The organism is Candidatus Neomarinimicrobiota bacterium (assembly GCA_030743815.1).
Lineage (GTDB): Bacteria > Fidelibacterota > Marinisomatia > Marinisomatales > S15-B10 > UBA2146.
The window spans coordinates 1-13961 of sequence record JASLRT010000097.1; the positions used below are offsets into that span (position 1 = coordinate 1).

Here is a 13961-nt window from a genome sequence, read left to right on the forward strand (position 1 = left end):
ACACCCAGAATATCGACAGGCTGAACATACCGAGTTTGCAGTTGTGGGACGGCCCCAACGGTGTTCGCAGCAACAGCGGTCAGCCGACAACAGCCTTCCCTGTAGGGATAGCCATGGGGGCGACGTGGAACCGGTCACTGATTGAAGAGCTTGGAACCGCCCTCGGCCGAGAGTGCCGGTCCATGGGGGTAGAGGTTCTGCTAGGTCCTACCGTTAATATTATCCGCACGCCCCTTGGAGGGCGCAATTTCGAGGCTTATTCCGAAGATCCATACTTAACCGGAGAAATCGGTGTTGCTTTTGTCAGGGGGCTTCAGGGTCAGCATGTGGGGTGCAGTGTGAAACACTACATCGCCAACAACCAAGAGAAGAACCGTAACAGTGTCAGTGCCGAGGTCTCTGAAAGGACCCTAAGAGAGATTTACCTTCCCGGATATAAAAAAATTGTTCAAGAAGCCAACCCAATGACTTTTATGGCTGCTTATAACCGAATCAACGGGGTTTTTGCTTCTGAGCATACATACCTTATCGATGATATTCTGCGGGGGGTGTGTGGTTTCCAAGGAGTTGTTCTCTCCGACTGGGGTGCGGTACAAAGTACAGTCCCTTCGCTGACGGCGGGGCTCGATCTCGAAATGCCCGGCCCGGGAAACTTCTACGAAAAGCCTTTGCGCAAAGCCGTCAAAAACGGTGACGTCAGTGTAGAGCTGGTGGACGTGAGTACTCTAAGAATGCTGGAGTTAATTTTGAAAACAAGCTCTCTTAATAAAGACATTAGCGATACCACTTACGCCCTTTCTGCTGAAATGACAAAGAACCGCGTGCTGGCGCGAAGGGTTGCCGAAGAATCTATCGTGCTGTTGAAAAATGAGGCTGGTCTGCTTCCCATTAACCCTGATGCTGTAATGTCCATAGCAGTTGTAGGACCGAACGCCGACAGGGAAATCAGCCAGGGTGGCGGAAGCGCCCGCGTTACATCCCAGCACAACATTACCCCACTGGACGGTATAAGGAGTGTCAGTACTAAATACAGTGTCCCGGTCTCATCACATCCGGGCGTAGAGAATCACCCTGCGGTCCCTCTGATCGAACCAGCCCTGATCCTGCCTATGGAGGGCTCCCCCGAAGCGGGTCTAAAGGGAGAATATTATAAGTCACCAAATTTTTCGGGCTCTCCCTATAAGACAGTGACTGACAAGACACTTCGGATATTCGGTCTTGTCGAAGGAGACGATTCTTTCGCTTCCGTAAGGTGGTCCGGCGTTTTCACGGCACCGCAGACAGGTGAATATACGTTCAGTGCCAACGCAGGCCTCGGAAAGGCAAAAATTTTTCTGGATGGTAAAAAAGTTAGTTTCACCGATAAAACTCCACCGCTCTTTGGCGGCAGAATCCCTGGCGCAAGTATCGGATCTATCCTTTTAGCTGAGGGCAATCACCCCATAATGGTCGAGTATTCAGCTAGGATGAATTTTTTCATGCGCCTGCTGCTAAAACTGATGATGCCGGGAATGTCGGGTATTCTGGAAAGCTTCAGACTCCTGGAGATTGGGTGCCGGGTGCCGGAACCTGACATGAACATCGCCGTCGAGACCGCCAAAAATGCTGCCTTTGTAATTGTTGTTGCGGGAACACCCGATAACTACGAAACAGAGGGTGATGACAGGCCCTCTATGAAGCTTCCCGGCAGGCAGGATGAGTTCATCCGGGCGGTTTTGGAAGCAAACGAAAACAGTGTGGTTGTTATCAACAGCGGCTCCCCCGTTGAGATGCCGTGGGCAGACGACTGTCGCGCCATTGTTCAAATGTGGCTGCCGGGACAGGAGGGTGGTAGCGCCCTGGCCAACGTCCTGTTTGGTTCAGTCAACCCGTCTGGGAAGGTGCCGGTTACTTTTCCCAAAAAACTCGAAGATAATCCGTCCTTCAATAATTACCCCGGAGATAAAACGGTTAAATATGAAGAAGGCCTTTACATCGGTTACAGGCACTACGATTCCAGCGAAATAGAACCGTTGTTCCCCTTTGGACATGGCCTTTCATACACCCACTTCGACTTTGATTCTCTAGCGGCCCCCGATTCAGTAAAGATGGGAGATGAGTTTCAGGCGTCTCTAACCGTAACAAATGTGGGTGAAGTTGCGGGAAGTGAGGTTGTACAGCTTTACATAAGGGATCTTGTAGCCTCTGTCGATCGTCCTTACAAAGAACTGAAGGGGTTCAACAAAGTTCGCTTGGATCCGGGCGAGTCAAAGCGCGTAACTTTTTCTATAAACAAGCTCGACCTATCGTTTTATGACACCACATCTGGTGCGTGGGTCGCTGAGACAGGAGAATTTAAGTTGCTGGTTGGAAGCTCGTCAAAAGAGATAAAAAGCCAAAAGAGCATTTACCTTACCAGGTAGCTGTTGTTCCCAAGACTTGAGTCAAGTCTTATAATCTAGATCATACCACTCTTTCGTTTACCGAATCCCACTCCACCCGCCTGCCTTCCCGAAACGCTTTTGTAGCCATGTGGCACGCGATGGCCTCTTCAAAACCCACATCAATATTGCACTTGGGTGTTGTATCGTGACGTATCCCGTCTAGCCAATCCTTTATATGAAGATGGGAAGGATCCACTCTTTTTCCGCCGCGATAAGTGTACACAAGACCTTTACTGGCGAAATATCTGGTGCTGGCGGACGTAATTCCATCTATCTGTTTGGATCCCGGACTGTAGGCGAAAAGCGGTAGGGATGTGCTAATTTCCCCGCTGTCGATCTTCTGTCTAAACCTTGTTGATTGGTGATCTGCTGACACGCTCAACGGGCTGCTGGAGGCTGACCCCTCATTGCCGAGCTGCATGGTTGCGTCATGTCCCATAAACAGGTTGCCCCGGCTCCGCCCGGAGGCCAGGGTGGCACTGTAAATCAGCGTTAGATCGTTGTCGGGATATTCAAACGTTACCTGAAAAACGTCTGGCACGTCGCGCCCATCCTTATAGTGATAAATGCCACCACTGGCAACAGCATGCTTTGGAATTCCCACGTTCATTATCTGGTTGAAAGCGTCAAATTCATGAGAAAAAAGATCTCCCGACAGCCCCGTACCGTAATCATACCAACAGCGCCAGCGGAAGAACCTTTCCAAACTAAACGAAACTCTGTTCGGTGACGGCTGCTGGAAAGTCTTCCAATCGATGGTCTTTGGATTCCCTTCTGGATGAATATTATATACCCACGCACCACCGGGTGAATTGCGGTTGGTGGTTAACTCAACAAGCGTCACGCCACCCAGTATCCCACTTTCAACAATTCTTCTCGCCTGCTCATGTGTTTCCACCTGCCTGTTCTGGTGCCCGAGCTGGAACACATTCCCTGTCTCTTTTACCGCTTTCCGTACGGCGAATGTTTCTTCTATGGTCCGCGTCATACACTTTTCACAATAGACATGCTTGCCAGCTTCCAGAGCATCTATTGTTATGCGCGAGTGCCAGTGGTCCGGTGTGGCCACTATAACAGCATCAATATCTTTGCTGTCAAGAAGCTCTGTATAGTGTCTATACCGTTTTGCGCCTGTGAGTGCTCGCGTACCAGCGCCGGGCCTTATATCATTCCTCGAAGCGGTCATGGCCCTTTCAGCCCGCACATCGAAAAGGTCACACACACCGTTTAACACAACATTAAGATCTTGCTGCTCCATAAAGGTTTCAAAACCTTTATCAAGCCTGTTCTTCTCGGCATCTGACGCCTTCCTCTCCGTCCAGTCGGGGTGTGCGAAGCCGACGCCTCTTGTAAGGTGTTCTCCTCTACCGCCATAACCTATGATACCGAGCCGGATCAGTTCTCCCTGTGCTCTGGGCGGTACAACAGTAGGTGCCTCTATTTGCGTACCTAATTCGGCAAGTATGTTCATCTTTCTTAACCCGTCGAAGGCCCTCTTCTTCAAGAGTTCATAAACAAATAGCGCCATAGCAGGGATTGATGCGAGGGCCCTTAAGGCTTCCCGCCGACCAAATTTTATCCCTGAATCACTCGTTGACTGCGCGCCAGATTGTCCGTTTTTATCGTTCATGACCTACCTCACGTTTATTATTCCTGTTGGTTCCCCCGTGCCGTTGCCATCGCCGTTACTTCCTTCATCACCCAGATGATATCGACAAGATTGGGTCTAATCCAGGCCATTTCCACGCCTCTGCTCTCTGCATACTTAAGGATCTATGCTCATGGACTGTTGCGCCATGTGAGCGCCCCGGAATTTAGATGGCCTAACTCTCCCCTTCAACTTCTTCCTTAAACAACCGTAACTGCCAGATCCGCCACACCAAAACAGCTCTCTATGCCAATCTTACATACACGCCCTGTCAATAAGGTCTACCGGTGTGCATATTTGTCATACGCTCTTTGTTGGCACGCTCCTTGCCTTAAATGGGGTGAATGTCTGTTCTGGTAAAACTTAATAGAACAACTAAAGAAAAGGAGATAGAACAATGACACTCGTAAAATGGACACCCAGAATGACTGGTATAACCCCCTTCAGGTCGCGCTCGCTGTTGAGCGATTTTGACCGCCTTTTTGGTCCCGTCTTTCCGCTGGGACTAGATGGACAATCATCTCGTGGCGCCGAATGGCTTCCCGCCTTTGATGTGATGGAAAAGGACAAGGAATACGTGGTGCGCGTTGAGTCGGCCGGCATGGAGAAAGGTGATTTTAACGTGACTGTGAAAGATGGCGTCCTGACGATCACCGGCGAGAAGAAAGCGGAGGATGAAAAAGATGGCAACGACTACACCTACCGCGAATCCCGTTATGGTCGCTTCGCCCGCTCATTCCGCCTGCCTGACGAGGTTAACGAGAAGAAGGTCAAAGCCAATTATAAGAACGGCGTACTGACCATCTCCATTCCCCGCTCAAAACCGGTGGAAGTGAAAGAGCTTGAGGTAGAGATCAGCTAACAGCCCTCTCTATAGAAGTTCTAAAAGAAGAGCCCCCGTCTAACGCGGGGGTTTTTTATATACCGAAACCTGTAATACTTCCCACGTATCTAGTTAGCTCTTACAGAGATCGGTTTACAGACAATATCCTGTTTAGGTGGGTGCCTCTACCATCAAGGGCGCTGTTCCACCCTATTCCCACCACTTGAATTCCCGCATAGGAGGCACACAATCCCACATGTGTTGCCACCTCCGAGACATCCTCCCCTCGCGCCCCCGAGAACCTTTTACAGCCAACCGTGCTCACCTCTCGCTGCGGTACCCCTAAGACTTTCTTTGAATAGATCTTGCTGACGTCTGGAAACCGGGGTTGTTCACCAATGGGTGTTCGTCCAGAGAGAGGGTTCTCACCGGAGAGATTCCGATGGTCTGTGATCTGAACAACAGGTTCCTCTGACTTCACCCTATCTATCAGCCACAGGTCTTCTATGTTTAGGTTTTCATTTACTTTAATAAAGTTCCTAGGGTGAAGGGCTTTAAGAGTAAGGGCCTTCGGTTTCACGGCAACGTGCTTACCCTTTCTATAGATGGTGTGATTAGCAATGGCCTGCCCGTCTGATGAGAAACCAGCAAACGCCTTTCCGTAAAATTTCGGGCTGTGCGGCAAGTAATAAACCATTCTACCGCGGTCTTTCGCCGAACAGGGCCGTCCCGATCCTGATCATGGTCGCTCCTTCCTCCACCGCCATCTCGAAGTCCGCCGTCATGCCCATGGAGAGTTCCCGCATCTGTTTCTCGTTTGTGAGCTGCGCGTTCAGGTTGTCGCGCATTTCTCGTAGTCTCTGAAAGGTCCTCCTGGTGCGTGCTTTGTCTTGTGTAATTTCCCCGATAGTCATGAGGCCGTCAACGCGTAAGCCTGGCAGGTCAGCCATCTCTAGTAGAAGGTCCGTTTCATTCAAAGCAAAGCCAAATTTTGCTGGGTCGGCCGCTGTGTTAACTTGAGCCAGAACAGGAAATGGCTCCCCCTTTTCAGCGGTTGCCTTTGACAGTCGCCGCGCCAACTTAATAGAGTTCACTGAATCAATTGTATCGAAAATTGCTAGGGCTTTGCGGGCCTTATTAGACTGGAGGTGACCGATGAGGCGGCGCTTCAGGCCTGGAAGTTGTGGAAGTTTTTTGAATTTCTGTTCCGCCTCTTGAACCCTGTTTTCACCGATGGTCAACAGGCCAGACTCGTAAGCGCTGATAATATATTTGCCGGGGAAAGCCTTGGTAACGGCAACGATTTCAACCGGGGGTTCGTTCTCGCGGCTAGTGGATCTGAGGGCATTTTCGATCCGCTCCCTGACCAATTCAAGAGTGGTGAGATTAATCACTCAAATAACTACTTTGCTTCTTTGTCCGGCACCCCGTTGTCAGACGGTTCTAGCGCCGCTCCCTCCTCCCCGGAACCTTCCTCTATAACCCTCGTGATGCCTGAAATTTTGTCCTTTTCGTCCAGGCGTATCAGCTTCACTCCTTGCGTAACGCGCCCAATCGTCCGAATCTCTGAAACCTGCTGCCTTATAAGCACGCCACGATCTGTTATAACCATTAAGTCGTCTGAGTCAACCACCTCCATTACGGCCACCATTTTGCCAACCTTCTTCGAGGTGCGCATCGCCATTACACCCATGCCGCCCCGTTTCTGGGCGCGGTACTGCATGATGTCGGTTCGCTTGCCGTAGCCCTTCTCCGTGGCGACTAGAATCGTCCCCTCTCGCCTTATCACAACCATGCCTACAACTTTATCACCCTTAGAGGACTTGCGGATGCCAATCACTCCCCTCGTTTTTCTTCCTGTGGATCGAACGTCCTGCTCAGAAAAGCGGATAGACTTACCTTCCCATGTGCCCAAGAGAATGTCGTTGTCCCCCTCTGTAATTTTTGCTTCAATAAGTTTGTCGCCTTCCCGGATGTCTATTGCATAAATGCCGCCCTTACGGGGATTGCCATACGCTGAAAGGTTTGTCTTTTTTATAATTCCCTGCTGTGTGGCCATAACGATATAGCGGCTTTTATCAAACTCTTTAACGCTGACATACGCTTCAACCTTTTCGCCCGGCTCTGTCCCCACCAGGTTTACAATTGCTCTGCCGCGTGCTGCCCTGCCCCCCGGCGGCACCTCATGTACCTTCGCCCAATAGCACTTACCCTTGTCGGTGAAAAACAGCATGTAGTCGTGGGTGTTGGCAATGAACATGTGTTCAACAAAATCTTCTTCCTTCGCTTTGGCGCCCTGCAGCCCCCTACCTCCCCGGCGCTGACTACGGTAGGTTGAAGCAGCGGTTCTCTTTATATATCCGTTGTGTGTGATGGTTATGACAACATCTTCTTCTGCGATCATGTCTTCCACGGAAAAGGTTTTTCCCACAGGAATAATCTCCGTCCGCCTCTCATCACCATACATCTGCCGAACCTCTTCCAGCTCCTTTTTTATTATTGCCATTCGTTGTGGGCGGCTTTCCAGAATTCCTTTAAGTTTCGCGATCAACTGAATTATTTCTTTATACTCCTTGACAACCTTTTCTACCTCAAGGCTCGTTAGTTTCTGAAGCCGTATTTCGAGGATCGCCTTGGACTGTCTCTCAGAAAGATCAAACGCGTTCATCAGCCCCTCCTTGGCGTGGGCGGGATCTTTACTCTGGCGAATAAGATTAATAACTTCGTCAATGTTGTCTAGTGCAATTTTCAACCCTTCCAGTACGTGGGCCTTTTCTTCTGCCTGCTTAAGATCAAATTCTGTCCGCCGCACAACAACCTCGTGGCGGTAGTCAACAAAATGCTGCAGCATGTCCTTAAGCGGCATAATCTTCGGTATGCCGTCTACGAGCGCCAAAAGGATAATTCCGAAAGTGTCCTTCATTTGCGTGTTCACATATAGCTGGTTCAGGACCACCTCTGGCACGATGTCGCGCTTCGTTTCTACAACTACTCGCAGCCCCTCTTTATCAGATTCATCACGAACGTCCGCAATCCCTTCAATTCTTTTTGACCTCACCAGATCTGCAATTTTTGCTATCAGGTTTGACTTGTTTACCTGGTATGGAATCTCATTTATGATTATGTTAGATTTGCCCCCTCTAACAGTTTCAATAAGGGCTTTCGCTCGCACCGTAATTTTTCCGCGCCCCGTACTGTACGCCTCCCGGATACCGTCAATACCTTCGATCATCGCTCCCGTGGGAAAGTCAGGCCCCTTTATGATACCCATTATTTTATCAACATCCAAATCAGACTCATCGGTGAGTCTAATAAGTACATCAACCACTTCACTAAGATTGTGGGGAGGAATTTTTGTGGCCATGCCAACAGCAATTCCTTCCGAGCCATTAACCAGAAGGCTGGGCAGAACTGTGGGTAGAACTTGCGGTTCTTCCAGCGACTCATCAAAGTTGGGCACCCAATCCACGGTTCCCTTATCAAGATCGCGTAACATTTCACTGCCCATGCGCGTCATCCGCGCCTCCGTATACCTCATGGCCGCTGCGTTGTCACCATCAACAGATCCAAAGTTTCCCTGTCCATCCACCAGGGGATATCGCATGGAAAAATCCTGCGCCATTCTCACCAGCGCATCATACACAGAAGAGTCGCCGTGGGGGTGATATTTTCCCATAACGTCTCCCACGATGCGAGCACTTTTTTTGTGTGCGCGATTCCACTGCACACCAAGATCGTTCATCCCGTAAAGTATGCGGCGGTGAACCGGTTTTAACCCATCCCTCACGTCTGGCAGCGCCCGTGCTACAATCACAGACATGGAGTAGTTCAGGTAGCTCTCCTTCATCTCGTCTACAATGTCGCGCTTGATTGAAATATCTCTGCTTATTTCACTCATATTTTTTCTCAGACGTCGAGATTTACAACAAACTTTGCATGTTCTGTAATGAAGGCGCGGCGCGCCTCTACGTCACTGCCCATCAGGTCGCCAAACACCTTTGTCGCCTCACCTTCGGTTTCCACTGAAACGCGTAGCATGGTTCTTCGCTCTGGATCCATTGTGGTGGTCCACAACTGCTCCGGGTTCATCTCGCCAAGGCCCTTGTATCTCTGAATTTCTATTTTCTGTTTTTTGTTCTCCTTTTCAAACCTCTCCATTATGAAGTCTCGCTCACTGTCATCATAGGCGTACTGTTCTTTCTTTCCTTGGCGCACTTTGTAAAATGGCGGCTGTGCAATATAGACGTGCCCCGACGTTATTAATTCTGACATCTTGCGGTACAGAAATGTCAGTAGTAGTGTTCTGATGTGACTGCCGTCAACGTCAGCATCCGTCATAATGATAATTTTATTATACCTCAGCCTTGCAATGTCGAACTCTGCCCCCGTGGGCTTTGCCCCTTCCCCGTCATCGCTGTCGGTATCTCCACCAAAACCTGTCCCTAGGGCGGTGATTATGGCCTGTATCTCGTTGTTGGCAAGAAGCTTGTCCACGCGTGCCTTTTCAGCGTTAATAACCTTTCCACGCAGCGGCAAAATTGCCTGAAAGCGCCTGTCGCGTCCCTGTTTTGCGGAGCCACCGGCCGAGTCTCCCTCAACTAGAAATATTTCACACAACGCAGGGTCCCTGCTGGAACAGTCAGCCAGTTTTCCCGGTAGCGATCCCCCTTCAAAGGCTCCCTTGCGACGGATCAGTTCCCGTGCCTTTCTTGCGGCCGCTCTGCTCCTGGCAGCTAAAACCGCTTTTTCGATTACCCGCTTCGCAATAGATGGGTTTTGCTCCAGAAACTCCTGAATCCCCTCATATACGAGAGCATCAACCAGGCCTTTTACTTCCCCGTTTCCGAGTTTTGTCTTTGTCTGACCTTCAAACTGTGGCTCAGCAACCTTAATGGAGATAACAGCCGTCAGGCCTTCGCGAAAGTCTTCACCGGAAAGAGTAAGGTTTTCGCCTTTGGTTGTTTTGATTAATTTGTTTTTGGTGGCGTGTGAGTTGAGTGCCCGCGTCAGCGCCGAACGAAAACCGGAAAGGTGGGTTCCTCCCTCTACTGTGTTTATATTGTTCACAAAAGAGAGTATGTTTTCGTTAAAGCCGTCGTTGTAGCGCAGGGCAACTTCAACAGGAACAACACCGCCCTCTCTGTTTACGGTGATAACTTTTTTGTGCAGTTCTTGGGTTGAGCTGTCGAGAAATTTTATAAAATCGCTTAGCCCGCCCCTATATTTGAAAACCTCCTTTCTGGGCCCATCCTCCGCCCGCTCGTCAATAAAGCTGATTTCCAGTCGGCTGTTCAGATAGGCAAGCTCCCGCAGCCTTTCGGCAATAATGTCATAGTCCCACTCAATGTTCTGAAATATTTCGTCGTCAGGCATGAAGGTGACCAACGTTCCTGTCTTCTTTGTCTTTCCGGCTGTTTTAAGTTTCGTGGATGCCTTGCCCCTTTCGTACTGCTGTATAGCTCTTTTCCCGTCCCGGTGAACTTCGGCTTTCAGCCATAGCGACAGTGCGTTCACAACAGAAACACCTACTCCATGCAACCCGCCAGAGACCTTGTACGTCCCTTTGTCAAATTTTCCCCCGGCATGGAGCACTGTCATCACGACTTCCAGCGCCGGCTTCTTTTCTTCTTTGTGTATGTCTACCGGTATGCCGCGACCGTTATCTTCAACGCTGACGCTGTTGTCCTTGTTAATTGTCACCTTAATTTTACTGCAGTAACCTGCGAGCGCCTCATCAACGCTATTATCTACAACTTCATTTACAAGGTGGTGCAGACCCCTCTTGCCTAGGTCCCCAATATACATCGCCGGCCGTTTTCTTACCGCCTCCAGTCCTTTAAGAACTGTTATTTCTTTGGCGCTATATTTGCTTGTCTTCTTTTTGGTTTTTGCTTTAGTGGTTTGTTTTGCTGGCATTATATTAACCGCAGGTCTCTAATGACCTTTTTTCCCAGGGTGTCGTTAAGCTTCTCCAATATTTCTCCTTTGCGCATCGCAAGTTCGTTGCGCCAGACTGGCGTTGAAACTTTCACAATCAGCGTACCGTGTTTGACTTCCTCGGGTGTTGTGTTTTCAGCAACCGCTTTTCCTACCACTTTTTCCCAGACGACCAAAGCTTCGTTTTGGAGAACAGCCCTATCAATGCCGACAGATTTCAAGACAGATCTAATTGCTTTTCCCAGCGGTTGCATAGCTTACAATGTAGTTCTGTCTCTCCTTATAAAAAACCTCGTTTCGTTGGGCGCACAACGAGGGTTTTGCAACAAAACTGTTTGCTTCGAGCTATTTCGCCCAGCATCACTGCCCGCTTGTGCGCATTGGCATAAGGAGCATGGTGATTTCTTCCTGTTCTTGTTGGGCGTCCGGACTAATGAGCGTAGCGCTGATAGGGGTGTTGAGTCGCAAATAAGCTGATTCCGTATCCAGGTGAGAAAGAATGTCACTGAGATAGAGCGCATTAAAACCGATTGTCAGCTCTTCGCCATTATATTCGACATCAACCGTTTCTTCGGCGCTAGAAGAACTTTCCGGATCTTCGGTTGTTATTTGGCTTTTCCCATCAGCAAATTTTAACGTCACCTGCCTTGTTGCACGATTAGAGAAGATGGAAACCCTCTTTACGGCCGCCAGCATTTTCTCTCTATCTACTTTGACAATTTTATCGTTTTCCTGCGGCAAGACGGAGCGGTAGTCAGGATATCTTTCATCTATTATTCTGGAAAAAGCCGTGATTCCATTAAAGGAAACCGTAAGGTGGTTATCGCCAACCCAGAGAACAACTTCTTCTTGTTCGTCGAGATAAGGAAGGACAAGGTGTAGAAATTTTTTCGGTACAATAACATCACCGGAATATCCCGCTGTCTCGTAGTCCGTGCGGGAGCAGATGGCGAGACGATGACCGTCTGTCGCCACAGATGCGACACGTTCCTCTCCCACCTCAAACAGTGCTCCCATGAGTGCTGGCTTTAACTCGTCAGAGCTGAGAGCAAATGACGTTTTCAAAATCAGCCGCTTGAATACGTCTGAGCTGATCTTGATCTCCTTTTTGTTGTCCACCTCAGGGGTTGCCGGAAACTCCTCGGCGCTTGATCCTGCAATATCGTAATTTCCAAAATCAGTTCTAATTTCGACCCTGTTATCCTCGTCCGCTTCAATAAAGATCTCCGTATCCGGCATGGCGTTCACTGTTTCGCTCAGGGTTCTGTAAGGTATGGCTACAGCACCCTCCTCTTCTATTTTTGATTCAACTAGGGCAACAATGCTGATTTCAAGATCTGTCGTTCTCAGGTTTAGGGAGCCTTTTGCGGTAAATAAAACAGTGTTGAGAATGGGTATTGTAGAGCGTGTTGGTGTTGCTTTACCAAGGTTTTGCAGTGCTGTTTGAAGGGTTTGTTTTGATAGGTTGATTTTCATGAATTATTATCCATTATTTGCGGAAATTTTTTGAAATCTTAGGATAAATCTCAGAAATGATGTTAGCGAATAATACCTTTACTGACAACAAGTTTTTCCTTCTCACCACCACATATTAATTAGAATAAACTTAGATTAGATAAAAATTTTATATAATAGTTATTATCACTGTTGATAAATAAGGACGGGGAGAACAAGTTTTTACCAACCGCACTGTTTTTTGTTCAAAAGAGACACCAGATAAGGTATTACTTTATGTTAGGAAGATGTTAACAACCTGCTTTTGCACGGCACATAAAGTGGTGTCTGCTTTTTCTGGTGTGAACGGTGGTTTCAGGATTAATAAGATGTGAATAATAATGTTACTCAAGAAAGCTTTTGATGAAAATAGAAGAAGAGGTCCTCTCTATCCAGCTGTTGAAAAAATCGGAGCGCTTCTTTGCCAGGGCCATCTGTTCTATCTCAACCCAGTGGGTCTCAAGTGTTGGGATCCCTCCCGCACTCGCATCAGAAATCAGCAGGAGATGGTATCCGTCGGAAGCCGTCACGGGAGGAGAAACCTCCCCAACGCTTAAGATGGAAATCACCTGTGAAATCTCTTTAATAGGAAAGGTGGTTGGGTCAATCCAACCAAGCTTACCATCGTTATCTTTGGTGTTTGCGTCTGCGGAATAGGTGGCAGCCATGCTGGAAAAAACGTCTTCGTTTGTAATGCTGTCTTTTATAGAAAGAGCCAAGGCGTAAACACTGTCTTCGTCAGCTGGTGACACTTGGGGTGAAACCAAGATGTGCCTGACATTAATTTTTTCCCCAAGCTTCTCAACTAGTTGGAGAATGTGGTAGCCGAAAACGGTAGGAACTACCGGGCTGACGTCACCCCTATCGAGTGAAAAGGCCGCCTCCTCGAACGCTTGGACAAAGGTCCCCCGGCTGACCAGGCCCAGTTCGCCGCCGTTCGAAGCTGAACCGGGATCGTCTGAGAACTGTTCTGCGAGAGAGGCAAGATCGTCTCCTTTAAAAACGCGCTGTCGCAGGGAGTCGGCCAGCGAGCGAGCGCGGAGACGGCTTTCATTTCCCGGCTTAATTTCAAACAGGATGTGCCTCAGATCGTATAGGGTTGGTATGACCCCAAGGCTGTCCTGGTATTCTGTATAAAAGGAATTAACCTCGTCCTTGGTTACAGAGACGTTCTGCAGAAGTTCAGTGCGGAATCGCTCTCCAATTAACTGCTCCCGCATATCGGACCAGGTTTCTCGGCGCAACTCGCTGACGCTCTTACCAAGAGCCTCTTCAAGCCGCGCCTCAGACCCAAGGCGGGTAACATATGAGCTGACGTATTGATCGAGCGCTGTGTCCACCTCTCTTTCAGCAACTTCGATGCTCTCTACTTCGGCAATTTCGAGAATAATCTTCTGGGTGATAAAATTTTGAACGACATCTTCTTGTAGTTTTAACACGCGCTCACCGTCCAGCCGCGGATCAAGCCTAAGCTCGATAGCAGTCATTTGAACAAGCTGGGCAACATCGCTCTTAAGGATCACGTGTTCGCCCACAATCGCGGCTACACCGTCAATGGTGTTCCTTTCCTGGGCGTTAAGACACAGAAGGAAGACGAGACAGAAAGAAGCAAGAACAAGGCTGCGCGAACGCACGC

Annotated in this window: 10 protein-coding genes; 2 read left to right on the forward strand and 8 right to left on the reverse strand. The window is 49.0% G+C overall.

Annotated elements, in window-relative coordinates; all coding sequences use genetic code 11:
* The coding region (locus QF669_08270; protein ID MDP6457427.1) for a glycoside hydrolase family 3 C-terminal domain-containing protein at positions 1-2402 on the forward strand (2402 nt) is incomplete at its 5' end.
* 40 nt (positions 2403-2442) lie between these two features.
* On the opposite strand, the gene QF669_08275 is transcribed toward QF669_08270, so the two are convergent.
* Entirely contained in the window at positions 2443-4053 is a 1611-nt protein-coding gene (locus QF669_08275; protein MDP6457428.1) for a Gfo/Idh/MocA family oxidoreductase, read from the reverse strand.
* A gap of 415 nt (positions 4054-4468) precedes the next feature.
* Between QF669_08275 and QF669_08280 the strand changes: the two genes are divergently transcribed.
* The gene (locus tag QF669_08280) at positions 4469-4933 is read left to right on the forward strand and encodes an Hsp20/alpha crystallin family protein (protein MDP6457429.1); all 465 of its coding nucleotides are present in this window, start codon (positions 4469-4471) and stop codon (positions 4931-4933) included.
* 100 nt (positions 4934-5033) lie between these two features.
* On the opposite strand, the gene QF669_08285 is transcribed toward QF669_08280, so the two are convergent.
* The 7 genes from QF669_08285 to QF669_08315 form a co-directional block, all read right to left on the reverse strand.
* The gene (locus QF669_08285; protein MDP6457430.1) at positions 5034-5591 is read right to left on the reverse strand and encodes a hypothetical protein; all 558 of its coding nucleotides are present in this window, start codon (positions 5589-5591) and stop codon (positions 5034-5036) included.
* A 1-nt stretch (position 5592) separates the two neighbouring features.
* The gene (locus QF669_08290; GenBank protein MDP6457431.1) at positions 5593-6288 is read right to left on the reverse strand and encodes a YggS family pyridoxal phosphate-dependent enzyme; all 696 of its coding nucleotides are present in this window, start codon (positions 6286-6288) and stop codon (positions 5593-5595) included.
* A gap of 8 nt (positions 6289-6296) precedes the next feature.
* Positions 6297-8792: a DNA gyrase subunit A gene (gyrA, locus tag QF669_08295; protein ID MDP6457432.1), complete on the reverse strand. Its 2496-nt coding sequence runs from the start codon at positions 8790-8792 to the stop codon at positions 6297-6299.
* 8 nt (positions 8793-8800) lie between these two features.
* On the reverse strand, positions 8801-10810 hold the full coding sequence (gene gyrB, locus QF669_08300) for a DNA topoisomerase (ATP-hydrolyzing) subunit B (GenBank protein ID MDP6457433.1): 2010 nt from the start codon (positions 10808-10810) through the stop codon (positions 8801-8803).
* Positions 10810-11085: a DUF721 domain-containing protein gene (locus QF669_08305; GenBank protein MDP6457434.1), complete on the reverse strand. Its 276-nt coding sequence runs from the start codon at positions 11083-11085 to the stop codon at positions 10810-10812. The genes gyrB and QF669_08305 overlap by 1 nt, the downstream gene beginning before the upstream one ends.
* Before the next feature lie 106 nt (positions 11086-11191).
* Entirely contained in the window at positions 11192-12307 is a 1116-nt protein-coding gene (gene dnaN, locus QF669_08310) for a DNA polymerase III subunit beta (protein MDP6457435.1), read from the reverse strand.
* A gap of 362 nt (positions 12308-12669) precedes the next feature.
* Positions 12670-13959, reverse strand: coding sequence for a peptidylprolyl isomerase (locus QF669_08315; protein ID MDP6457436.1), 1290 nt, complete (start codon positions 13957-13959; stop codon positions 12670-12672).
* Positions 13960-13961: the final 2 nt, after the last annotated feature.